Annotated in this window: 27 protein-coding genes; 17 read left to right on the forward strand and 10 right to left on the reverse strand. The window is 54.6% G+C overall.

What is annotated here, in order from left to right; genetic code table 11:
* The first annotated feature begins 10 nt into the window (after positions 1–10).
* Complete coding sequence (locus JYB63_RS19400; RefSeq protein ID WP_205659580.1) at positions 11–787, forward strand: heme ABC transporter ATP-binding protein; 777 nt, start codon at positions 11–13, stop codon at positions 785–787.
* Positions 788–963: 176 nt separating this feature from the next.
* Here JYB63_RS19400 and JYB63_RS19405 read toward each other — a convergent pair whose 3' ends face one another.
* Together JYB63_RS19405 and exaC are read right to left on the reverse strand one after the other, a co-directional pair.
* Positions 964–1,332 (reverse strand): SpoIIAA family protein, encoded by a 369-nt coding sequence (locus tag JYB63_RS19405; protein ID WP_205659581.1) that lies wholly within the window; start codon positions 1,330–1,332, stop codon positions 964–966.
* A gap of 149 nt (positions 1,333–1,481) precedes the next feature.
* Positions 1,482–3,002, reverse strand: coding sequence for an acetaldehyde dehydrogenase ExaC (gene exaC / locus JYB63_RS19410; RefSeq protein WP_205659582.1), 1,521 nt, complete (start codon positions 3,000–3,002; stop codon positions 1,482–1,484).
* 170 nt (positions 3,003–3,172) lie between these two features.
* Here exaC and JYB63_RS19415 point away from each other — a divergent pair, with 170 nt between their 5' ends.
* The 6 genes from JYB63_RS19415 (at position 3,173) to JYB63_RS19440 (ending at position 7,025) form a co-directional block, all read left to right on the forward strand.
* A complete protein-coding gene (locus tag JYB63_RS19415) occupies positions 3,173–4,084 on the forward strand; it encodes a helix-turn-helix domain-containing protein (protein ID WP_205659583.1) in 912 nt (303 codons plus the stop codon).
* A gap of 83 nt (positions 4,085–4,167) precedes the next feature.
* The gene (locus tag JYB63_RS19420; protein WP_205659584.1) at positions 4,168–4,692 is read left to right on the forward strand and encodes a DUF2878 family protein; all 525 of its coding nucleotides are present in this window, start codon (positions 4,168–4,170) and stop codon (positions 4,690–4,692) included.
* Positions 4,685–5,194, forward strand: a complete 510-nt coding sequence (locus tag JYB63_RS19425) for a chalcone isomerase family protein (protein ID WP_205659585.1) — start codon at positions 4,685–4,687, stop codon at positions 5,192–5,194. Before JYB63_RS19420 ends, JYB63_RS19425 begins: the two co-directional genes overlap by 8 nt.
* A gap of 12 nt (positions 5,195–5,206) precedes the next feature.
* A complete protein-coding gene (locus JYB63_RS19430) occupies positions 5,207–5,815 on the forward strand; it encodes a DUF3833 domain-containing protein (protein ID WP_205659586.1) in 609 nt (202 codons plus the stop codon).
* Complete coding sequence (locus JYB63_RS19435) at positions 5,812–6,597, forward strand: SDR family NAD(P)-dependent oxidoreductase (RefSeq protein WP_205659587.1); 786 nt, start codon at positions 5,812–5,814, stop codon at positions 6,595–6,597. Before JYB63_RS19430 ends, JYB63_RS19435 begins: the two co-directional genes overlap by 4 nt.
* The gene (locus JYB63_RS19440) at positions 6,594–7,025 is read left to right on the forward strand and encodes a nuclear transport factor 2 family protein (protein ID WP_205659588.1); all 432 of its coding nucleotides are present in this window, start codon (positions 6,594–6,596) and stop codon (positions 7,023–7,025) included. The genes JYB63_RS19435 and JYB63_RS19440 overlap by 4 nt, the downstream gene beginning before the upstream one ends.
* On the opposite strand, the gene JYB63_RS19445 is transcribed toward JYB63_RS19440, so the two are convergent.
* From JYB63_RS19445 to JYB63_RS19455, 3 genes are read right to left on the reverse strand one after another with little or no spacing between them, the layout of a single operon-like run.
* Positions 6,973–8,226 carry an SAM-dependent methyltransferase gene (locus tag JYB63_RS19445; RefSeq protein WP_205659589.1) on the reverse strand — a complete coding sequence of 418 codons (1,254 nt, stop codon included), beginning with the start codon at positions 8,224–8,226 and terminating at the stop codon, positions 6,973–6,975. The genes JYB63_RS19440 and JYB63_RS19445 overlap by 53 nt on opposite strands.
* Entirely contained in the window at positions 8,213–9,016 is an 804-nt protein-coding gene (locus tag JYB63_RS19450) for a DUF1365 domain-containing protein (RefSeq protein WP_205659590.1), read from the reverse strand. The genes JYB63_RS19445 and JYB63_RS19450 overlap by 14 nt, the downstream gene beginning before the upstream one ends.
* Positions 9,009–10,364 (reverse strand): NAD(P)/FAD-dependent oxidoreductase, encoded by a 1,356-nt coding sequence (locus tag JYB63_RS19455; protein WP_205659591.1) that lies wholly within the window; start codon positions 10,362–10,364, stop codon positions 9,009–9,011. Before JYB63_RS19455 ends, JYB63_RS19450 begins: the two co-directional genes overlap by 8 nt.
* Positions 10,365–10,568: 204 nt before the next feature.
* Between JYB63_RS19455 and JYB63_RS19460 the strand changes: the two genes are divergently transcribed.
* The 3 genes from JYB63_RS19460 to JYB63_RS19470 are packed head-to-tail and all read left to right on the forward strand — an operon-like array spanning position 10,569 to position 12,081.
* The gene (locus JYB63_RS19460; RefSeq protein WP_205659592.1) at positions 10,569–11,180 is read left to right on the forward strand and encodes a sigma-70 family RNA polymerase sigma factor; all 612 of its coding nucleotides are present in this window, start codon (positions 10,569–10,571) and stop codon (positions 11,178–11,180) included.
* Positions 11,177–11,863 carry a ChrR family anti-sigma-E factor gene (locus JYB63_RS19465; RefSeq protein WP_205659593.1) on the forward strand — a complete coding sequence of 229 codons (687 nt, stop codon included), beginning with the start codon at positions 11,177–11,179 and terminating at the stop codon, positions 11,861–11,863. The genes JYB63_RS19460 and JYB63_RS19465 overlap by 4 nt, the downstream gene beginning before the upstream one ends.
* A gap of 2 nt (positions 11,864–11,865) precedes the next feature.
* A complete protein-coding gene (locus tag JYB63_RS19470; RefSeq protein WP_205659594.1) occupies positions 11,866–12,081 on the forward strand; it encodes a TIGR02450 family Trp-rich protein in 216 nt (71 codons plus the stop codon).
* Between the two features lie 3 nt (positions 12,082–12,084).
* On the opposite strand, the gene JYB63_RS19475 is transcribed toward JYB63_RS19470, so the two are convergent.
* Positions 12,085–12,456 (reverse strand): thiol-disulfide oxidoreductase DCC family protein, encoded by a 372-nt coding sequence (locus JYB63_RS19475; RefSeq protein WP_336510910.1) that lies wholly within the window; start codon positions 12,454–12,456, stop codon positions 12,085–12,087.
* 91 nt (positions 12,457–12,547) lie between these two features.
* Here JYB63_RS19475 and JYB63_RS19480 point away from each other — a divergent pair, with 91 nt between their 5' ends.
* Both JYB63_RS19480 and JYB63_RS19485 read left to right on the forward strand, forming a co-directional pair.
* The gene (locus JYB63_RS19480) at positions 12,548–13,288 is read left to right on the forward strand and encodes an SDR family NAD(P)-dependent oxidoreductase (RefSeq protein WP_205659595.1); all 741 of its coding nucleotides are present in this window, start codon (positions 12,548–12,550) and stop codon (positions 13,286–13,288) included.
* 80 nt (positions 13,289–13,368) lie between these two features.
* Entirely contained in the window at positions 13,369–13,878 is a 510-nt protein-coding gene (locus tag JYB63_RS19485) for a DUF3833 family protein (protein ID WP_205659596.1), read from the forward strand.
* Positions 13,879–14,011: 133 nt separating this feature from the next.
* Here JYB63_RS19485 and JYB63_RS19490 read toward each other — a convergent pair whose 3' ends face one another.
* On the reverse strand, positions 14,012–14,572 hold the full coding sequence (locus JYB63_RS19490) for a helix-turn-helix domain-containing protein (RefSeq protein ID WP_205659597.1): 561 nt from the start codon (positions 14,570–14,572) through the stop codon (positions 14,012–14,014).
* 122 nt (positions 14,573–14,694) lie between these two features.
* Here JYB63_RS19490 and JYB63_RS19495 point away from each other — a divergent pair, with 122 nt between their 5' ends.
* On the forward strand, positions 14,695–15,894 hold the full coding sequence (locus JYB63_RS19495; RefSeq protein WP_336510911.1) for a benzoate/H(+) symporter BenE family transporter: 1,200 nt from the start codon (positions 14,695–14,697) through the stop codon (positions 15,892–15,894).
* 4 nt (positions 15,895–15,898) lie between these two features.
* Here JYB63_RS19495 and JYB63_RS19500 read toward each other — a convergent pair whose 3' ends face one another.
* Both JYB63_RS19500 and JYB63_RS19505 read right to left on the reverse strand, forming a co-directional pair.
* The gene (locus JYB63_RS19500) at positions 15,899–16,570 is read right to left on the reverse strand and encodes a haloacid dehalogenase type II (RefSeq protein WP_205659599.1); all 672 of its coding nucleotides are present in this window, start codon (positions 16,568–16,570) and stop codon (positions 15,899–15,901) included.
* Between the two features lie 84 nt (positions 16,571–16,654).
* Complete coding sequence (locus JYB63_RS19505) at positions 16,655–17,485, reverse strand: AraC family transcriptional regulator (protein WP_205659600.1); 831 nt, start codon at positions 17,483–17,485, stop codon at positions 16,655–16,657.
* A gap of 156 nt (positions 17,486–17,641) precedes the next feature.
* Here JYB63_RS19505 and JYB63_RS19510 point away from each other — a divergent pair, with 156 nt between their 5' ends.
* Positions 17,642–18,172 carry a peroxiredoxin-like family protein gene (locus JYB63_RS19510; RefSeq protein WP_205659601.1) on the forward strand — a complete coding sequence of 177 codons (531 nt, stop codon included), beginning with the start codon at positions 17,642–17,644 and terminating at the stop codon, positions 18,170–18,172.
* A 117-nt stretch (positions 18,173–18,289) separates the two neighbouring features.
* Here JYB63_RS19510 and JYB63_RS19515 read toward each other — a convergent pair whose 3' ends face one another.
* Complete coding sequence (locus JYB63_RS19515; RefSeq protein ID WP_205659602.1) at positions 18,290–19,084, reverse strand: SDR family NAD(P)-dependent oxidoreductase; 795 nt, start codon at positions 19,082–19,084, stop codon at positions 18,290–18,292.
* Between the two features lie 376 nt (positions 19,085–19,460).
* Here JYB63_RS19515 and JYB63_RS19520 point away from each other — a divergent pair, with 376 nt between their 5' ends.
* The 3 genes from JYB63_RS19520 (at position 19,461) to JYB63_RS19530 (ending at position 21,707) form a co-directional block, all read left to right on the forward strand.
* Positions 19,461–20,147 (forward strand): hypothetical protein, encoded by a 687-nt coding sequence (locus tag JYB63_RS19520; protein WP_205659603.1) that lies wholly within the window; start codon positions 19,461–19,463, stop codon positions 20,145–20,147.
* Positions 20,148–20,354: 207 nt separating this feature from the next.
* On the forward strand, positions 20,355–21,200 hold the full coding sequence (locus JYB63_RS19525) for an SDR family NAD(P)-dependent oxidoreductase (RefSeq protein WP_205659604.1): 846 nt from the start codon (positions 20,355–20,357) through the stop codon (positions 21,198–21,200).
* Between the two features lie 75 nt (positions 21,201–21,275).
* On the forward strand, positions 21,276–21,707 hold the full coding sequence (locus JYB63_RS19530) for a MarR family winged helix-turn-helix transcriptional regulator (protein WP_205659605.1): 432 nt from the start codon (positions 21,276–21,278) through the stop codon (positions 21,705–21,707).
* Positions 21,708–21,765: the final 58 nt, after the last annotated feature.

The following is a 21,765-nucleotide window of genomic DNA, read 5'->3' on the forward strand; positions in this document are numbered from 1 at the left end:
GGTCTTTTTTATGGGTTTCAGCGCAAGTCATATCTGTTTTCAGGCGGGCAGCAAAGCCATTCTGGATGACGTTACTGTTCAGGTTCAGCCCGGTGAAATGGTTGCTGTTCTGGGCCCCAACGGGGCGGGTAAATCGTCACTGCTGAAGATTATGGCCGGTGAACAGCGGTTTTTCAGCGGCCAGTTACACCTGAACGGGCGTCATTACGGAGACTGGTCTGCCGGTGAGATTGCCCGGATGGTAGGGGTGCTGCCCCAGTCATCTGAGCTGGTGTTTCCGTTCAGTGTGGCGGAAGTGGTGATGCTGGGGCGGCTGCCCCACAGCACCGGCCGGGTACGTGACCGGGAAATTGTATCTCAGGCATTACAGTTACTGGATGTGGCACACCTGAGTGAAGCGCTGTATCCGGCGTTATCCGGCGGTGAAAAGCAGCGGGTACAGTTAGCCCGGGTGCTGGCGCAGATCTGGGAGCCGTGTCCGGCGGGAGAGCGTTTTTTACTGCTGGATGAACCGACGTCTGCACTGGATCTGTCCCATCAGCATCAGACCCTTGAGGTGGCCCGGCGGTTATCCCGGGACGGTGCCGGAGTGCTGGCCATTTTGCATGACCTGAATCTGGCAGCGCAGTACGCTGACCGGATTGTCCTGCTGGGTGGTGGCCGGCTGGTGGCTGAAGGAACAGTGGATCAGGTACTGGTACCGGAGCAGATTCGGGCACTTTACGATATTGATGTCACGGTGATGCGCCATCCCCGTGAGAACCGGCCCTTAGTGGTGACCCTGTAGAGGGCAGGCAAAAAAAAGCAGCTGACGGTTCCGTCAGCTGCAAGTGTTGTGGCAGAGAAAGCTACAACAGAGAACTTTTTAGTAGTGCACTTTCAGCAGTGCCTTTCAGCAGAGCTTTTCAGCAGAGCCTTTCAGAAGTGCTCTTTCAGAAGAGCTTTGCAGAAGAGCCTGACTGCTCAGTCAGCGGTGAGCCAGTCCCAGGCGCTATCTGTGTCCGCCGGCATGAAGTGTTTTTCTTCTACGCCCACGTATTTGGCGATGCGGGCGTCCTGGCGGATCAGCCAGGCCAGTGCTTCTGAATCCACGACAATTGCCAGTCGTTCTACTGCGGTAATGTGGGAAGACATCCACTTCAGATCTTCCCAGAGTGCAGTTGCCGATGCGCCGGTGTAGTCATCAATATCCACCAGAACCCGGACTTTGCCGTAGTCAGCAATGCCATCATTGAGCAGATGGATCATGGTTTTTTCGTCGTCCAGCGACAGCTTGCCGGTGATTTTGAAGCCGTAGATACTGGCTTCACTTTGCGGGAGTAGTGCGAACATGCTGTATTGCCATCGGTTAATTTGCCGGCAGTATGGCGGAAAAAATGTGGAAAAAATGTTAGCCAGCTAACAGCGCCAGCCGGGCAGAGACAGAAAACATAAAAAAACCGGCTCAGGTGAGCCGGTTCAGGGTTAAAGGTGAAGTCTGATCAGAAGAAACCCAGCGGATTAATGTCGTAGCTGACCAGCATATTCTTGGTCTGCTGATAGTGATCCAGCATCATCTTGTGGGTTTCCCGGCCAACCCCGGATTTCTTGTAACCGCCGAATGCCGCGTGGGCAGGATACATGTGGTAACAGTTGGTCCATACCCGGCCGGCCTGAATGCCCCGGCCCATACGGTAGGCTTTGTTCATGTCCCGGGTCCACACGCCGGCACCCAGACCAAACTCGGTGTCGTTGGCGATCGCCAGTGCTTCGGCTTCATCCTTAAAGGTTGTGACCGATACCACCGGGCCAAAGATCTCTTCCTGGAAGACCCGCATGCTGTTGTTGCCTTTCAGCAGGGTTGGCTCAATGTAATAACCTTCATTGAACCCTTGTTCCAGTGCGGCAGCACTGCCGCCGGTGAGTACCTGTGCGCCTTCCTGGCGGGCGATCTCAAAGTAGCTGAGAATCTTGTCGTACTGCTGTTGTGACGCCTGTGCACCTACCATGGTGTCGGTATCCAGCGGGTTGCCCCGTTTGATCTGTGCCATGCGCTCGATGACTTTGGCAATGAAGTCATCGTAGATGTCTTCCTGCACCAGCAGGCGGGACGGACAGGTGCAGACCTCGCCCTGATTGAAGAACGCCAGTACCGCCCCTTCAATACATTTGCTGACGTATTCATCTTCCTGATCCAGCACGTCGGAGAAGTAAATGTTCGGCGACTTGCCCCCCAGTTCTACGGTGGATGGAATGATATTTTCCGCTGCGCATTTCAGAATGTGTGAACCGGTGGGAGTGGAACCGGTGAAGGCGATCTTGTCGATGCGGGTGTTTGCCGCCAGTGCCTGTCCGGCTTCTGGACCAAAACCGTTAACCACATTCAGTACGCCCGCCGGCAGCAGGTCGGCAATCAGTTCGGTGAGTAGCAGGATGCTGGCCGGCGTCTGTTCAGCAGGCTTGAGTACCACGCAGTTACCGGTGACCAGTGCCGGTGCCAGTTTCCAGGCGGCCATCAGTAACGGGAAGTTCCAGGGGATGATCTGGCCGACGACGCCCAGTGGCTCATGGAAGTGATAGGCCACGGTGTTGGCGTCAATTTCGCCGATACCACCTTCCTGCGCGCGGATACAGCCGGCGTAATAGCGGAAGTGGTCGGCAGCCAGCGGCACGTCAGCTGCCAGGGTTTCCCGAACGGCCTTACCGTTATCCCAGGCTTCTGCTACGGCTAGCGCCTCAAGGTTGGCTTCAATCACATCGGCGATTTTCAGCAGGATATTGGAACGTTCAGTGACTGAGGTGGCTGCCCAGTCTGCCTTGGCAGCGTGGGCGGCATCCAGTGCCAGTTCGATATCTTCGGCGCCGGAGCGGGGAATCTGACAAATAACTTCGCCGGTTACCGGGGTGGGGTTATCGAAATACTGACCGTTAACCGGTGCGACCCATTCACCGCCGATGAAGTTTTCATAGCGGGCTTTGAAGCTGACAACGGCGTCGGCGGAACCAGGTTTTGCATATATCATTTAGTCGACCTCTTATTGTTTTTTTCCGGTAATGCACATACTTTTGTCTGATAAGTAATCAGCTGTTGAACAGCATACGCGGGGGCAGTTTGCAGCACTGTTCCACCAGTCCAGAACTGTTGATTGTCGTTCTGGTGCGTTGCACAAAAATAACAACAAAGGATATGTATATGATCTCTTCGCAACGACTGGCGCAGCTGCGGCGACCGCAGGTGCTGGTAGAAAACCGGGTCAGCTTTGGGGCGGCGGATTCGGAACTGTCGATTTACGATACCTATTTGCCCGCTGAGAAGGTTGGCCTGAAAGCCGACCAGCTGTTGTATTGCGGCATGATCAGCGGCCGTAAGATTATGCACAGTGGCCGGCGCAAAGTGGGGGAGCATTTTCTGCCCCATGAGTCCTTTGTGATTGCCCCCGGTGAAGCGGTCAATATCGATTTTCCCGGTGCCAGCGATCAGTCCCCCACTACTTGTATGACGGTCGAAATCAGTAAGGAACGGGTGCAGCAGATTGCCGACCGGATGAACCGGCAACTGGGCAGTGTCGAGGGGCTGGGGGAATGGCGGTATCTGCCGGAATATCTGCATGTTCACCATGCTTCAGCGACCCAGTCACTGCTGGAGCATCTGGTACATGTGTACGCCGAAAATCACCCGGACAGGACGATGATGGTGGAGCTGGGGGTGACGGAACTGGTGATGCGGATGCTGCGCCATCAGGGCCGGGAATTCATTCTGCAGCATTGCGCCGAACAGCCGGATAATACCGGTATGACGGCGGTGGTTGATGCGATACAGCAGCAGCTGAATGAACCGCTGGATATCGACCGTCTGTGTCAGCTGGGGTGTATGAGCCGCAGCCGGTTATACAGCGAATTTAACCGGCAGCTGGGGTGCTCTCCCGGGGAGATGCAGCATCAGTTGCGCATGAAGGAAGCCGCCCGCCGGCTGGCGACCTGTGAACCCATTACCGCCATCTGCTATGACCTGGGGTATACCAACCCGAGCCACTTCAGCCGACGCTTTAAGCGCAGTTTTGGCTGTTCCCCCAGTGAGTTCCGTCAGCGGCAGATGTGCGGCTGATTTCTCTATTTATATACAGGCCTGACAGCGGTATGTGATCCGTTAAGGTTGCCTCTGCGTAAAGATGCTCAGAGGTGATGATTATGGACCGGAATGTATGGCATGGTCTGAGCGAAAATATCTGGGTAAATCTGCTGTGGTTCCAGTTGCTCTGGTGGCTGAGTATCCTGCAGACGGACAGCGCCCGCTGGCCGGTTCTGCTCTTGCTGGTAGCCCATTTGTTAATGCACCGTCACCTGTTTACTGAGGCACTGGTGATCACCGCCTGCGGTTGCCTTGGTTTTATCGTTGATAGTTTTCTTACTCTGCTGGGTTTCTTCCGTTTTTCCCCCGATACCCTGTTACCGCCGTTCTGGCTTTTTCTGCTTTGGCTTGGCTTTGCCGCAACCCTGCGTCAGGGGCTGAAATATTTTGTCGGCCGCTGGTATCTGGCGATGTTGTCCGGGGCGGTTGCCGGGGCTGCGACGTATTTTGCCGCCGCTGAACTGGGGGCCGTTACCCTGGGCTGGAGCGATGTTGAGAGCGTGCTGTTACTGGCTGCGATCTGGGCGCTGATGTTTCCGGGGTTACTGTGGCTCAGCCATTCTCTGGGGCGACGTTATGTTTAAACACCTGCGTTACTGTTTGTTCTCTCTGTTTATGCTGCTGCCGGTAACGTCAGTTGCGGAATTGCCAAAGGGCCTCCGGCCAGTGGGGGAAGCCAGTCTGAGCTTCCTCTGGTACGACGTCTATCAGGCGCGGCTTTTTAATTTGCAGGGCCAGTATGACGGGCTGAAAGCACCGCTGGTACTGCAAATAATTTATCGGCGGGAAATCACCAGTCAGGTGCTGGTCGAGCAAACCGCTAATCAGCTGAGGAACAAAGTACCTGAAGCACAGATGCAGCTTTGGCTGCAGGAGCTGGCGACCATGTGGCCGGATATCCGTACCGATGATCAGCTGACCTTTCATATGAAGACATCTGACAGCGGCGATTTTTATTTTAACGGCCAGTTGCTGGGGAGCGTCGAGCATCCCGGTTTTGCCCGGGCATTTATTAATATCTGGCTGGCGGATGATGGCCGTTATTCGCGTATGGCAAAGCAGTTACGTGGCGAGCCGGATTCTTGAGGAGGCTGAGTAATGAATACCGCCGTGAGAAGTTACCGTACCCTGTCCCTGTGTCTTTTGGTGTTGCTGGGGATGGTTGTGTTGTTACAGGGCTGTGCCGTGTCACTGGACAGCTATAAAGATAATACCCCCCGCCTGGAGATGACACGTTTTTTCAGCGGACAGCTGAAAGCGACCGGTGTGGTTGAAGACTACCGCGGCAAAGTGATCCGGCGGTTCAGTGCGGATATTAACGGTTACTGGCAGGGGAATCAGGGGGTGCTGGATGAGCGTTTTTATTTTGCTGACGGTGAGGTGCAGAACCGTTGCTGGCAGCTGAAGAAAGAAGGTGATGTCTTTACCGGTACAGCTGCCGATGTGGTCGGTGAGGCCCGTGGCCGGGTGGCAGGGAATACACTGCACTGGCGTTATGTGTTGCGGGTGCCGGTGGGAGACAGCGAGTGGCAGTTGGCGCTGGATGACTGGCTGTATCTGGTGGATGAGAACAACCTGATCAACCGCACCCGGATGAGTAAGCTGGGGCTGGGGGTTGGAGAAATTACCCTGCATATCCGCCGGGTGAGTGATCAGCCACAACCCTTTGCCGATGAAACCTGCCAGCTGGTAGCGGAGGGCCTGTGAGTAACTATCAGAAATTGCCCTGGGAACGGGTGTGGGTAACCGGGGCGGGCCGGGGAATCGGTGCCGCGCTGGCGACGCAGTTATGCCGGGCCGGTGTGGATGTACTGGCCTCTGCCCGTTCGGCGACTGAGCTGGAAGCCCTGCAGCAGTCTCTGGCGGATGCGCCCGGGAAGTTACTCATTGAGCCGCTGGACATTTGTCAGCCGGATCAGATCCGGAGTTGTTTCCAGCGCTGGCAGTATGCCGGTACCCTGCCGGATTTAGCGGTTCTGAATGCCGGTACCCACGACCCGTTCCCGGTTGAAGCATTTAAAGCACAGCGCTGCCAGGCGCTGCTGAACGTGAATCTGTACGGCACCCTGAACTGTATCGAGCCATTGCTGGAGCATTATCTACCTCTGAAAAGAGGGCATATCGCGGTGATGGCATCGGTTGCCGGTTACCGGGGGCTGCCGACAGCTGCTGCTTATGGTGCCGGTAAGGCGGCACTGATTAATCTTTGTGAATCACTGTATCTGGATCTGGCGGACAGCGGGGTCAGAATTCAGGTGATTAATCCGGGCTTTGTCCGGACCCCTCTGACTGATAAAAATGATTTTGCCATGCCCGCCCTGATGGAGCCGGAAGATGCGGCCGGGGCAATTATACAGGGCCTGATGCGGGACCGTTTTGAGATCAGCTTTCCCGGCCGGTTTGTCATCTGGCTGAAATTTCTGCGTTTATTGCCGTATAACTGGTATTTTAAAGCTATCGCTAAAATTACCGGGAGCACCCCTGAATGACCCCTTTAGCCCGTTATGCACAGGCGCTCACTGAACTTACCCCCGATACAGTTAACCATTTGGAAGCATTGCTCAGTGAACAGGCCGTGTTCAGCGATCCGTTTAACCGGGTAACCGGCCGGGCGGTTTTTCTGCGTATCTTTGAGGATATGTACAGCCGCCTTGATGATGTCGGTTTTGCAGTACATCAGTTAGCTGAAACAGAGGAGGGTGGTTTTATTTACTGGACATTCAGTGGTTACAGTAAGCTGACAGGTCAGTTGAGTATCGACGGTGTCAGCCGGGTAGTGTTGGATTCAGAAGGTCGGGTGCTGCTGCATGCGGATTACTGGGATGCCAGTTTGCTGCTGGAACGTTTGCCCCTGCTGGGGCGTGTTATTCGCCGGATCCGTCAGAAACTGGCATTGCCTGAGTCTGCTCAGGCGTAATCACAAACAGGCCCACATCAATGCTGCCGGACAGGAATCCCCCTTCACAGTAGGTCAGATAATAGCGCCACAGGCGGCGGAACTCTTCATCAAAGCCGTGCTGGCTGATAGTGGGCCAGTGCTGCTCGAAACTGTTCCGCCAGATGTTCAGCGTCCGGGCGTAATCCAGGCCGAAAAACTCTTCGTGGTTAAGTGTGAAGCCGTGTTTGGCAAAGGTATTGTGCAATGCTTCCCGGCTGGGCAGCATACCCCCCGGAAAAATGTAGCGCTGGATAAAGTCTGCCTGTTTGCGGTAGCTGTGAAAGCGCTGATCATCAATGGTAATCACCTGCAAAACTGCCCTGCCGCCTGGCTTAAGGCTGCGGCGCAGTACCCGGAAGTATTCGTCCCAGTGTTTTTCGCCCACCGCCTCAAACATCTCAATGGAGACGATACCGTCGTACTGTTCGTGCAGGTCCCGGTAATCGGTCAGACTCAGGTGGACATCGTCCTGTTTTCCTGCGTTGGCAATGCGTGTGCGGGCCCAGCTCAGCTGTTCTGTCGACAGGGTGATGCCGTGAACCCTGAGCTGATGTTCGCAGCTGGCCTGTTCGGCAAAACCGCCCCAGCCGCAGCCTATTTCAAGGATGTGTTCATCCTTGCCAGCACCGAGTAACTCCAGAATACGACCGTATTTGTTGTGCTGTGCCTGTGCCAGGTCTTCATCCTGATGACGGAACATGGCTGCTGAGTAGCTCATGGTTTTGTCCAGCCAGGGGGCATAGAAATCATTCCCCAGGTCATAGTGGGCGGCAATATTTTCACGGCTGCCGGTGCGGCTGTTATCCCGTCGGAAATGATACAGGTTGTCCAGCAGGGTGCTGATCCGGCTGCCCCGGGTCATGCTCTCCAACAGTGATTCATTGGCCAGCGCCCAGCGGGTCAGGGCGGTCAGGTCGTTGCAGTCCCAGTGACCTTTTACATAGGCCTGTGCCCAGCCACTGATATTGCCGAAAAAGAGGCTTTTCAGTGCCGACCAGCTGTTAAGCCGCAATGTGGCTGCCGGCGCTGACTGCTGGCCTGCCTGATAGATGAATCCGGAGGGCAGCTGCAGTTCCAGCCTGCCCTGCAGGCGGTTTTCAAATCCCCTGAGGTAGCGCAGGAACAGCTTTTCCTGCCAGTCTGGGGTTTTCACCGGGTGTTTAATTTCACAGGCTTTCATTATGGAAGTCTCCGTTCTGGTCGTACCAGCTGATACTGTTCCTGGGGCCTTTTTCTCTGGGCTGCAGGCTGAGCTTTTTACGCCACAGCCGGAGTGCTTCCCAGTGAATGCCAACCATGACTTTAAGTGTCATCAGTGGATGGCTGATAAAGAGTTTTAACAGGGCGGCGTCGCAGAATGTTTCCTGCTGGCCTGCAAACGTCGCTTTGAATAACAGCTGTTGCTGCAGGTCGTGCTGGCGAATGCCAACGCTGACGGCGCTGCCCGGCGGCCGGATGGTAAAGCTGTAGCGTGTATCCAGCGGCATAAAGGGGCTGACGTACATTTGTTTGTCGCAGCTGTGCTGTAATTTTTCCGCACTGCCGGCGGGAATGAGGTAGGTGTGACGCTGCCTGAAGGTATTGGTCACTTCATAGAGGATAACCTGTAGCTGGTCATCCGCGTCGTAACAGAAGTAGACACTCAGCGGGTTAAATACGTAGCCCAGAATCCGCGGATAACACAGCAGTCTGATCCGGGCGCAGGCATGAGCATAGCCACGCCTTGCCAGCAGTTTGCGCACACCGGCGGCTAATTCGCCGTTGCCGCTGCCATGGTCTTTTTCAAAAAATGACAGCAGGTTAAAGCGGTTCACCGAAAACAGTTTCAGTTGCTGTAAGCGGGGCAGCTCATCAAGATCAATACACAGGGAGAATGTCCGGTAGCTGAAACCATGCTGTTTTGGCAGCAAACGCTGATGCATGACTTTGCCGGTATATATCCCTGATTGCAGGGGCTGTTTTTCAGCCATGCCGGCGTACCTCGGTGGCGGTGTGTCCTGCAACGGCGGTATGAATCCGTCCGCTGGCACCGGGGACTATCCAGGGGCGGTGGGTTCCACCCAGCTGTTCGGCAACCGCCAGGCCTGCCTGCAATCCGTCTTCATGGAAGCCGTAACCGAAGTATGCACCGCAGAACCAGGTATTTTGCTGGCCCTGTAATTGCCACAGTTGTTTCTGGGCTTCCAGAGCCTGCTGATTAAAGACCGGGTGGTCATAAAACTGACTGTGAATAATGGTATCCCGGGCCGGTTCAGTTGGCGGATTGAGGGATACCAGTATTGGTGTGTCGGTAGGCAGTGGCTGAAGCTTGTTCATCCAGTATGTGACGGCAACTTCCTGTTCGTGCTGCCGGCCTTCTGCCAGATAGTTCCAGCTTGACCAGACCCCCTTACGGCGGGGCATCAGGCGGGTATCCAGATGGAGAAACGCCTGATTGCGCTGATAGGGGAGTTTACTCAGTAATGCCTGTTCTGCCTGGCTGGGTTTGTCCAGCATGGCCAGCGCCTGATCCGAATGGCAGGCAAGCACCACATCGTCGAAGTGTTCCTGGCCGCCGTGCAGGTCTTCAATGGTGACCTTACCCGGCTGGCGGATAATGCGGTGGATACGGCTGTTCAGCCGGATATCATCCAGCTCGGCTGCGATTCTGCTCACATACGCCCGGCTGCCGCCCACCACTGTGCGCCACTGGGGACGGTCTTTTACCTGCAGCAGGCCATGGTTTTCACAGAAGCGCATGAAGCTGTCTGCCGGATAATCCAGCATTTGTTCGACCGGTGTTGACCAGATAGCGGCCCCCATAGGCAGTAAATGCTGATAGATGAAGCTGCTGCTGTAGCCCTGTTCAGCCAGTAATTCACGCAGGCTGAGCTGGCGGATGTGGGCTTCCTGCTGAATCAGCAGGGAGTGGCGGTAGAAATGGTGCAGGTCTTTCAGCATGTTCCAGAATGATGGCCGGAACAGATTACGTTTTTGAGCGAACAGCCCGGCCAGACCTGAGCCGGAGTATTCCAGTTCGCCCTGATTAACCGACACGGCAAATGACATTTCAGTTTCGCAATTCGGAACATTCAGATGATCAAACAGTGCAACCAGGTTGGGATAGTTAACCGGGTTATAAACGATAAAACCGGTATCCACGTCGATATGCTGGCCGTTCAGGTCAAAGCTGATGGTGTTTGCATGGCCGCCGGGGCGGTCATCTTTTTCGTACAGCGTGACCTGATGCTGCCGGTTGAGTAACCATGCGCAACTCAGCCCGGATATACCGGAACCGATCACTGCGATCTTTTTAGGCTTTATGGCAGATACATTCATGGCTCGGTCCGTTTTGAATTGTGTTGATTGTATCTACGGCGTAATGAACAAATCAGATCACGTGGTGTTTGATTAAATAAGCTATGTTATTAATTAATTTGGATATTTTAGCTGTAAAAAAGGCGATGTCCGTATCATATCTGTCAGTTTGAGCTATTTTAATGACAACTGATCTAAATAAGCACTGGTGGCGTAGAAGGGGTTATGAATCACGAGCAACCGGATAAAACTGTGAATAATGTTGTTGCATTAAAGCCCGCAGATGCACCGGAATCTGCTTCAGTGAATGACTGGAGCGCATTGCTGGCAGCACTGGGCGAAAAACAGGATAAGCAGCTGTTCGTCAGCCTGTTCGGGCATTTTGCGCCCCGGGTAAAGGCTTACATTCTGCGCCTCGGTTTGGTGGAAAGTGTGGCTGAAGAGCTGATGCAGGAAACCATGTTACTGATGTGGCGCAAGGCTCACATGTATAAACCTGAAAGGGCAGCGGCCAGCACCTGGATTTTTACCCTGGCGCGGAATCAGAGTATCGACTGGATGCGTAAGCAAAAGTATCCGGAATATTCGTTTGATGAAACCTTTGATCAGATTGATGAGTCCTCTGAAGATGCCGGTGAACAGTTGGTGGTAAGTGGCCATTTAGGGGCCATTATCGAGACTTTGCCGGAGAATCAGGCTCAGGTGATTTATATGTCATTTTACGAGGGCAGAGCCCACGGTGAGATAGCGGAAAGGCTGGGAATTCCCCTGGGCAGTGTAAAGTCCCGGATACGCCTTGCCTGTGAAAAAATTAAAGCCGCCTGGAGGGACGTATGAGTATTCGTCACCATCTTGATGAGGCAACTTTGCTGAGTTATGCCGCCGGCTCCCTGTCGCAGGGCATGGCGCTGGTGGTTGCCTGTCACTTATCAATGTGCCCGCAGTGCCGTGAACGCGCGGCAGCCCAGGAAGCCGTGGGTGGTTCGTTGCTGGAAGATCTGGCGCCGGCACAGGTATCTGCAGATACACTGGATAACCTGCTGGCTATGCTGGATGTATCGGCTGAGACCATGGCAGAAGTACAGGCTGAGACTGTACGGAAAGAGACTGCGCCTGAAGAAAGAGCCCGGCAAACCGGCAGTCATTTACCAGCTCCGCTGGGGGACTACCTGCCTTATGCGCTGGAAGATGTGCCCTGGAAGAAACTGGTGTCCGGGATCAGTTATTACGACCTTGATTGCCAGTCCGGCGGTGTTTCCCGGCTGATGCGCATTGCCCCTGGCAAAAATATTTTGCCGCATACCCATAAAGGCAATGAGCTGACCCTGGTATTACAGGGGTCGTTCTGTGATGAAATCGGCCGGTTTGCCCGGGGAGACATTGCGGATCTGGATGAGCAGGTTGAGCACCAGCCGCTGGTGGACAGTAATGTCGACTGTATCTGTCTGATTGCCACGGATGCGCCGCTGAAATTTACCACCTTACTGGGCCGTCTGGTGCAGCCGGTGACCGGTTTCTGAAGATGCGCAGGCTGAACCCCGATAAGTTGCTGCTCAGTAAGTGGACGGCTGTTAAGCCACAAAACCGCGAGCGGCACTTTATGGTGACAACCTTGTTGCGGGATGAAGCCAACCGGATAACCGGCTGTGTTCTGCAGGCGGTTATCAGTGGCAATGACTATCCCATCGACTGGCGGGAGCTGAAAAACAGTGGCGTCTGGTTGCAGGGTTGGAAATGATTTTTACTGCTCTGCAGAGCAGCCGGACCGGCAACGGCGGCCGAAGCGCCATTTAGCGAAACGCAGATAAACAGACTGCATGACGGATTCCAGCCGCAACAGCCGCACGGCAGATGCCAGATGACGGTAACCCGGCAGATGGTCCCAGATAACCATAAAGCCAGGCGCACCCCGGTGCAGCGCACCCTGCTCGTCAGTCACATGTAAGACCTGCATCGCCTGACGTTTGCTGATGCCGTGTTGTTCAAGCATCTGTGCAGCTTGATGTAAATCCAGCCAGTTTATCCGCCGGGCTTTATCAAGCCGCTGATAATGGCCGATTTCTTTTCGGCACAGTGGGCAGTTGCCATCAAAAAATACCTGAGGTTTTTGCACGGGTAGCGCCTTTTTCAGTTTACAGGAACAGGGTATACGGAATTCTCCGGCTGGCGGTTCACGTTGGTTCCGGGATTAAGAGGAGGTCATTATGCAGTATTTCACCCAGCCCATGAATGTTGCTGTTATCGGTGCCAGCGGGGCCATTGGCCGTGCGCTGGTGACGGCGCTGGCGGCCCGTGAAAATGTGAATACGGTGTACGCCTTTGCCCGGCAGCCGGTGAGTTTTTCAGGCATTGTGGGAGTTGAAAAAATAAGGCCTGTTCTGGCCGATCCATTGTGCGTCAATTCGCTGGCAGCAGGGGTTAGCCACGTGGAGCAGCCGCTGGATATGGTGCTGGTGACAACAGGGTTATTGCATCAGGGGACGCTGCAGCCAGAAAAGCGCCTTTCAGATATTAGCAGTGATGATTTTTTACAGGTGATGCAGGTGAATGCGCTGTTGCCGATGCTGGTTGCCCGGGCGTTCTTACCTTTGTTTCGCTCCGGAAGTCACAGTGTGTTTGGCGCGTTATCTGCCCGGGTGGGCAGTATTTCTGATAACCGTCTGGGGGGCTGGTACAGCTATCGGGCCAGCAAGGCCGCGCTGAATATGTTGCTGAAGAACATGGCCATAGAGGTGCGCCGCAGCCGGCCGGAGATGGTGGTGTGTGGGTTGCATCCCGGCACGGTCGACAGTGGGTTGTCGGGACCTTTTCAGCGGAATGTCCCTGCCGGTAAGTTATTTACTCCGGAGTTTGCGGCGGCTGCATTACTGGAGGTGATTGGGCAGTTACAGGCGCATGACTCAGGCAGTGTGTTTGCCTGGGACGGTCAGCCGGTTGAGGCCTGAGGGTATAAATTAAAGGGCCGTGCTGATCTGTTTGCTGGTTTGCTGCGTACACAGGGTGTGATTGTCAGCAGGTATTTTCTATGGAGCAACCGCCTTTATCTCATTCTTCCGGCAAACAGAACGGGGCAGATGCGCCGGGATTAAGCTTGCCGTCTGCGCTGGATATTTATCACTATTTTCAGGGTGAAACCCAGGCGTATGGCATTTTCGAAGATCGCTTTGGTAAGCTGCGGCGCTGTTTCAAAGTCCGTATACACGGAGAGACTGAAGACGGCCGGTTACGCCTGACAGAAGATTTTTACTACGATGATGGCGAAGAGAGTCAGCGGATCTGGCTGATTACGGATGAAGGTGATAACCGCTTTACAGGCACTGCAGCCGATATTCAGGGACAGGCACAGGGTGTCCGCCAGCGGCATATGCTCTCGTGGCGTTACAGTATGGATTTATTGATTCAGGGGCGTAGCTGGCGGGTTCATTTTGATGACCGCATGTATCTGCTGGATGAAAAGATAATGGTGAACCGCGCCCGGGTCAGTAAGTGGGGCATGACTTTAGGCACGGTGAGTATATTTTTCAGAAAGCCCTGAAGCAGAAAAGTCATCCCCGAATTCTGTGGGTAAGTCTGTTTGCAGTCTGCGTATCAATGGCTGTATCCCTTATTAACCGGTCGTTTCCGGGGAATGGTCAGGGAACAGCCAGTGATAAAATTGCGGTGGATATTCAGCGTGGCGGATAGTGAATCAGGTTGTGGAAAACCCCGGAAGTGTTGCTCAGATTCCGGTAGCCGTGAGGGCGGTCTGCGGCAAAACGGATAGCGTCACCCTTTGCCAGTTTTTGCCACTGGTCATCAGCAAATATTTCCACTTCCCCTTCGATAACCACAACGTGTTCAGTTACACCGGGTTCGTGGGGTTCTGAATAGCGTTCATAACCGGGTAACAGAGTCAGTTCAAACATTTCAAAACCCAGCGTCGGATTAAACGGAAACAGGGTGGCGACCAGCATCCGGTCCTGAGTAGGTTGCTCCCGTAACGCATCTGCATTTCTGAATACCGTGGGTGGCCCGCTGAGTGCCGGGCCGAGCAGGCCGGACATTGAGAGATTCAGGCCACTGGCTATTTTCCACAGGGTTGCCAGTGTCGGGCTGGATTCCCCCCGTTCTATCTGCCCCAGCATAGCTTTACTGACGCCGGTCGCTTTGGCGGCTTTATCCAGGCTGAGGTTTCTGTCTTTACGGGCCTTTTTCAGGGCACCGGAGAGGTAGGTATTAACTTCCTGCATATTCATTCCGCTTAATTAGGGCTTGTACGTTATAGCGCACAGCTGCTAGGCTTGTCTATATCGTGCGCTATAACGCACAAAGTATTGAAGATTAATTTGACAAAAAAAATCTAAAGGCCGGGGTGCATATGCGGCAGTGGTTAAATCTTTCCCATATTTCCACAGGTTTTGTTGTGGTGCTGGTGGGGTATTCAAGTTCGGCAATCATCGTGTTTCAGGCCGCCGCTGCAGCAGGCGCTACAGCCGCTGAGCTGAGTTCGTGGCTGTGGGCGCTGGGGATTGGTATGGGGGCAACCAGTATCGGACTGTCGCTGTATTACAAAAAGCCGGTGGTGACCGCCTGGTCCACACCGGGGGCTGCTCTGCTGGTGACTGCGATGGCCGGGCTGAATATGCAGCAGGCCGTGGGGGTATTCATTTTTAGTTCCGGGCTGATTGCGCTTTGTGGCCTGACCGGATGGTTTAACCTGATCATGCGTCAGGTGCCGGTTCCGCTGGCGGCTGCCATGCTGGGCGGGGTGTTGCTGAATTTCGGGCTGGATCTGTTTCTGGCAGCGCAGACCAGCTTCTGGCTGGTGATAACAATGCTGGGCAGTTATCTGCTGCTTAAGCCGGTGCTGCCCCGTTACTGTATTCCGCTGGTGTTATGTATCGGCATTGCTGGCTGTGGGCTGGCGGGGGAGCTGGCTTGGCAGGGGGTGGAGCTGCAGTTGGCCATGCCGCTGTTTATCATGCCGGAATTTAACCTTACGGCTTTGATTGGCGTGGGGATTCCCCTGTTTGTAGTGACGATGGCGTCGCAGAATGTGCCGGGGGTGGCGGTGATTCGCGCCAACGGTTACGACACACCGGTGTCTCCCCTGATTTCCACCACCGGGCTGGCGGGGGTTGTGCTGGCGCCGCTGGGGGGATTTTCCTATTGTCTGGCGGCCATTACAGCGGCCATCTGTATGAGTGAGGAGGCTGATCCGGATGCCGCACAGCGGTACCGAAGTTCGGTCTGGGCCGGTGTGTTTTATGTGCTGGCGGGAATTTTCGGGGCGACAGTTGCCGCGTTGTTTGCAGCCTTCCCGCAGGCACTGATTATGAGCATTGCCGGGCTGGCACTGTTATCCACCATTGCCAACAGCCTGAGTGCGGCGTTCAGTGAAGACAGCCAGCGGGAGGCGGCGATGCTGACGTTCCTGATGACGGCTTCCGGTGTGAGTTTGCTGGGGATCAGCAGTGCATTCTGGGGCTTATTACTGGGGCTGCTGGCGTACCATAGCCCTAAGCTCCGTAAGCTGGGCAGACCGGCGGTCACAGGTGCCGGTATCCGCTAGCAGGTCAGGTTCGTGGCAGATGATCAGCCAGTGCTTCCAACCCGGGAAGAATCAGATCCGGTTGTTGTTCCCAGGGGTCAAAAGGCAGCGCCGGGTCGCGCTGAATCCAGGCGGCATGCCAGCCTGCGTGGCGGGCACCGGTAATATCGAAGGGGTTGCCGGAGATCAGCCAGGTGTGCTGACGGTGGCTGTGGGCACTGTGTAAAAAGTGCTGATACACATCAGGGGAAGGTTTGAAGCTGCGGACAGTGTCGACGCTGATGACCGCTTCAAAGTAACTGCGGATGCCGGCCTGTTGCAGTAATGCAGTCACCGCTTCTGCCTGGCCGTTTGAGAATGCGTACAGGTGATGGCCGGCTGCCTGTAAGGCGGTCAGGGCCGGAACCGCATCAGCAAATGCAGGTAACCGGGTATAGGCTTGCATCAGTTGTGTTTGCTGTGCCTGAGTAAGGCCGGTTTTGAGCAAGCTGTCGGTGTATTGCAGTGCGTCCCGGGTGCAATCACTGAAGGGTTTATAATCCTGCATCAGGCCCCGGCGAAAACTGTATTCCAGCTGTTTATCCCGCCAGCAGCGGGAGAAGGTTTCTGCCTGTGGACCAATCATGTCCTGTAGCTGTGATACCACACCTCTGGTATCGATCAGCGTGCCGTAAACATCGAATGCCAGTGTCAGCATATGCGTACCTGTCTTTATGATGATGGCGTCTGCCGGATACCTACTATAGATCAGGTTATCGCCCCGGCAGCTCAGACTTTAGCCTTATCCACCCTGGTGGGTCAGTGCCTGCTGGCGGTATTGTCCCGGGGAGACACCGACGGATTTGCGGAATGCCCGGAAGAATGCGGTATCGCTCAGGTAACCTAACTGGTCGACGATCTGGCCGATACTCAGGTGATTGTTTTCCAGCAGCTGGCAAGCCAGCCGCATCCGCCAGCGGGTCAGGTATTCTCCCGGCGGACAGCCAACGGTATCTCTGAAGTGCTGGTTAAAAGCAGTGCGGGACATGCCTGCTTCGTTGGCCAGAGTCTCAACACTCCAGCGCTGTTCCGGCTGGCTGTGCATGGCGGTAATTGCCCGTGCCAGCCGAATGTCCGACAGCCCGGCAATCACACCGTATTCCAGCAACTGATGTTTCATCAGGAAGCGCAGCATATGTACCAGCAGGACTTCCGCCAGCCGGTTAAGGACCGTTTCATGACCACAGCGGTGCTGCATACTTTCCAGCAGCAGTAATTGCAGGGTTGGATTGAGGGTTTCCCGGGCCTGATCATCCGCGTGAATCTGTACCACCGGGGGCAGTTTGTCGAACACCGGATTCAGCTGGCTGGGGCCAAAGTCCATGTTGCAGCACAGCAGTTGCAGATCTTCGCTCTGACTGGACAGCGTGCGGTAGTCATCATGGGTAATCCACAGCAGGTCGCCACAGCGGATGTCTGTTTCCGGGGCTTCATCGATGCTGAGTTGTCCCTTATTAAGGAACAGAATATTAGAGCCTTCCGGTAAGAGCATACCGTGGGGGCCATACTCCAGCATGCCGATTTGCCGGGCCGTAGGGGTGAAAGTCTGCAGCAGTGATGAAAGACGATCCATAGTGGCTGTGATCCGGTTGTTAAAACAAAGAGATAACTATCGGTGAATATGATCTTGGTACAAAGTGATAGTAAATCCGCACAAAATGCATACTAATCGTACATTGTGCGGAGGTAAAGTAGCAGTTATCAAAATGTCAGTTTTCTGGAGAACAAAATGGTTGTGCTGAAGACCCGTCAGGCTGTGCCGGCGCTGAATGTGGAAACGCTTAATGGTAGCTGGTCTTTATCAGATCAGACTCCGGAACATTTTACGATGCTGGTGTTTTACCGGGGGCTGCATTGCCCGCTGTGTGCCAAGTATCTGAAAGAGCTGGATAAGCTGGCCGGTGATTTTGCTGCAGCAGGCGTGTCTGTACTGGCCCTGAGCAGTGATGATAAAGCCCGCACTGAACAGGCGCTGGCGGATTGGGAACTGAAGAATATTAATCTGGGCTACGGGTTAACGGCTGAACAGGCTCAGGCCTGGGGTCTGCACCGTTCTGCCGGCCGTGGTTTGACGTCTATCGGCATTGAAGAACCGGCTGAATTCAGCGAACCGGGCCTGTTCCTGGTACGCCCGGATAACACCCTGTACTGGGCGCAGATCAGCACTATGCCATTTGCTCGCCCATTGTTCCGTGAGGTACTGGGTGCCGTTAACTTCGTGGTGGAAAAGGATTATCCGGCACGTGGTGAGCTGGTGTAAGCCAGCGGGCTGGCTGACTGACCGGTAACCTGATCTGCAGTGCTCCGGTGACCGAAACTGAGCTTGTCAGTTCGCCAGCATTTTCTCCCTCTCAAAGCCGCCTGACTGGCGGCTTTTTCATGTCTGTACGCCGCTGATATCGATGACCGGATCAACCGCGGAGCTGGCGGTCATTCCCCCGTCGACACTGAGTAGCTGTCCGCTGATAAAGCTGGCCTGATCACTGGCCAGCCACAGACATGCCTGTGCAATTTCCTGGGGTTGGGCCAGTCGCTGTAAGGGATGGCGGCGGGATACACCCTGCCGGGCGGCCGCCGGATCGGGCTCGGCGTCAAAGAATTCCGTGGACATTTCTGTCAGGGTCCAGGTCGGACACACTGCGTTACAGCGAATGCCATGTTTGCCATGGTCGGTGGCAATGGCTTTGGTCAAACCGTGCATCCAGGCTTTTGACGCATTATAAATGGCCAGTTCATGATCGGCGGTGATGCCGCCTATAGAGCCGATATTCACAATGGCGCCGTTGCCCTGTTTTTTCATGATCTGTACCGCCCGGCGGCAGCACATGAACGGGGCCCGCATGTTGATGTTACTGAGCCACTGCCAGTCTTCGTCAGTGGTTGCATCGACGGTTTTTGCCAGCTGGACGCCGGCGTTATTGATCAGCACGTCCACCCCGCCGAAGGCTGTTTCCAACTGATCGAACAGGGATTCGATCTGTGCGGGATCTGCCAGATCCGTGGCTATCCAGTGGGCATTTTCAAGTGGAAGGTAATCAGGCTTGCTGCGGCTGGCGAGGATACAGCGTGCACCGGCGGCGAGAAACTGTTGGGCAATGGCTGCGCCGATGCCCTGGCTGGCACCGGTAATCAGTACCCGTTTAGCGCTGAAGTCGTAAGTGGTCTGATTCATATCTGCTCCTGTATGCAGCTGATGATTCCGGGGGCTTTCTGTCCTTTGTTGCCGGTGCCGGCAAAGTCGGTGATATCTGCAGCTTTAAGATTATCAGCAACCTGACAGGGTTTATATATGGCGGGTATGTGACTGTTGAATCCGGCTGTTGAAGTCCTTTCGGATTCCCGTGTAAAACGGATTCAGACCTCCCGGTGTTTTCAGAGCCTTTTAAGAGTTTTTTAAGGTTGTATTGCTATGGTGCAGGCCAAATGTGACTGAAGGTGACGTAAATGGAAGCTCTGCCAGAGGGCAGTTTATCCGCAGGCATTGTCTGGGAAAGTGCCGTTTACGATCAGCCTGAAGCATGCCGGATATAGCAGGAGGTGTTAAGTTGTTGTCACTGAAACAATCATTGTTTAGTCAGGTGCTGAACGATCTGGTATCGCGTCTGGCCGGTGTTTTACGGGCAGAGCGTACCTTTGCCGGGTGTGCCGGTTACGGGTTGCGTACACCGCTGGATTCAATACCCGATTCTCCGATAGCTCCGCAAGCTAAGATAGTCCCGAACTCCTGCTGTTCTGCAAAGCAACAGCCAGGTCATGTGCAGGACACCGGGCGGAACAGTGAGTTCTCAGGGCAGATGAGGCGCAGCATTCTGCTACCGGTTTCTCAGGCAGAATCTGAATGTGAAATCATCGATATGCGTTCACATTTAGAAGCCCTGTTCCGGGAGTACCGGTCGTTGGCAGAAAGCCGTGATATGACCTGTACGCTGTTTGGTGAGGCCCGCGTCACTGCGCCGCCGGCTCTTGTGGATACATTATTGACAGCCCTGCTGCATAACGGCCTGAACTTTGGTGAGGAGTTTGTCCAGTTCCGCTTATCTGACCGGGGGCTGCAAATGTTAAATCCTGTCGGCGGTTCAGAATCCGGACAGGACCAGGACGGTAACGGGCTGGAGATTATCCGGCGTATCTGTGAGCGTTACGGCTGGCAGCTGAGTTACGGTTATCGCAAGCAGGTGTTTGTTGTGAATATCAGTTTTCAGCCCTCTGAGAAATCCCGGCAGCACTGCTTTTAATATTTCCACCGGTAGCGGTGAGGCCGTCTTCCGGATTCTTAACTGGGTTGTCAGCATGATTATGGTTCTTTTCAGCGTACTTCTGTTGGTCTGCGGTGTCGTGATGACCGGGTGGCCGGGCTGCCGGTTCAGTGTACGGTCGGTTGTTAACCTTCGTTTTACCATTGCGCCGCGATACTTGGCTGTTCCTGAATATGGGGGTGAGCTATGCGAGTATTAATTACCGGCGGTACATCGGGGATGGGGCAGCAACTGGCCATGCAGCTGTTTGCGGAGGGGCATGATGTGGATGTCATTGGCGGGACGGATCAGGTAAGAGGGATGAACCTGGTCGCGCTGAGCCGTGGCCGGATCCGTTACTACCCGGCTGATCTTGGAAATATCGGTGATATTAAGCGGGTGGCTGCGGAATATTGCCATGAATGCAGCTCGCTGGACCGGCTGGTGCTCAATGCCGGGGTTTATCAGCGTCAGTCCCTGTTGGATGAGAAAGGTGTGGATAAAGCCTTTGTGGTGAATTACCTGCACCGTTTTATGTTGCTGTTATTGTTGCGGCCTTTATTACTTGCTTCAGAGAATCCCCGGGTGTTGATTAACGGCTGTGCGAATTTCGGAGGTGTTGAGCTGGACAGCCGTATTTTCGGACGCCGTTATCAGGGTATGCAAGGTATGACTGAGGCGCTGCGGGCGAACGGGTTGCTGGCTTACTGGCTGAATGCCCGGGGTGATTACGGGGTTGATGTGGATGCCATTAACCCTGGCTATGTGAATACCGGCATGCACCGGCAGGGCGGGCATCTGATGCGCTTGATGATCCACTGGTTTGCGATCTCGCCTCAGCATGCAGCTGAGAAAATCCGTCAGGTACTGACAGCCTCTGATTTGCCTTCACAGGGAGGCTATTTTAACGGCGTTAAAGTAGGCCGTTACCGCCACAGTGTGACTGGCAGGCCGGAAGATTTTGCCCGCTTGTGGGAGCAGAGCCTGTCTCTGGCTGAGATACGCGAGCCGGTCTGGGCAGCGCCTGCTGATACACAGTTACGGCTGGCGTAGCAGGTATCTGGTAATTTGCCGGGAGATCCCGGAAAATTGGCCGTGATTATCAGTTGTCTTTAAGGAAATGCTGCCTTGGCTAATAAAACCGCCATTATTGATTCCGATATGAGTTTGGAACAGAAGGTTACCGGCTTACTGTTGTGCGTCGGCCATGAGCGGCATGTACAAATGACCCGGCTGATCCAGCATACCGGTGTTTCACTGTTACAGTTGGGCTTGCTGCATGCGCTGGATTACGCGCCGGAGGAAGGGTTGACGGTTAATCAGCTCAAAGCTCTGATGATCGATGACAGCCCGAATGTATCCCGGGCGCTGAACAAACTGGTCGCTGCAGGTCTGGCGGTAAAGCAGCGCAGCGATGCTGATCAGCGGGTGGTGTTTCTGAAGATTACCGATGCTGGCCGTCAGACACATCAGGATGCTGACTCCAGCCTGATGAATATGCAACTGGGGCTGGATGCTGCTGAACAGCAACAGTTGTTTGATCTTCTGAAAAAGCTTTAACCGGGAGATGGCTGCTTTTGCCGGGATTTGTTTTTTTAATTATATTCCATGGAATATA

The organism is Aliamphritea spongicola (assembly GCF_017051665.1).
Taxonomy (GTDB): Bacteria; Pseudomonadota; Gammaproteobacteria; order Pseudomonadales; family Balneatricaceae; genus Amphritea; species Amphritea spongicola.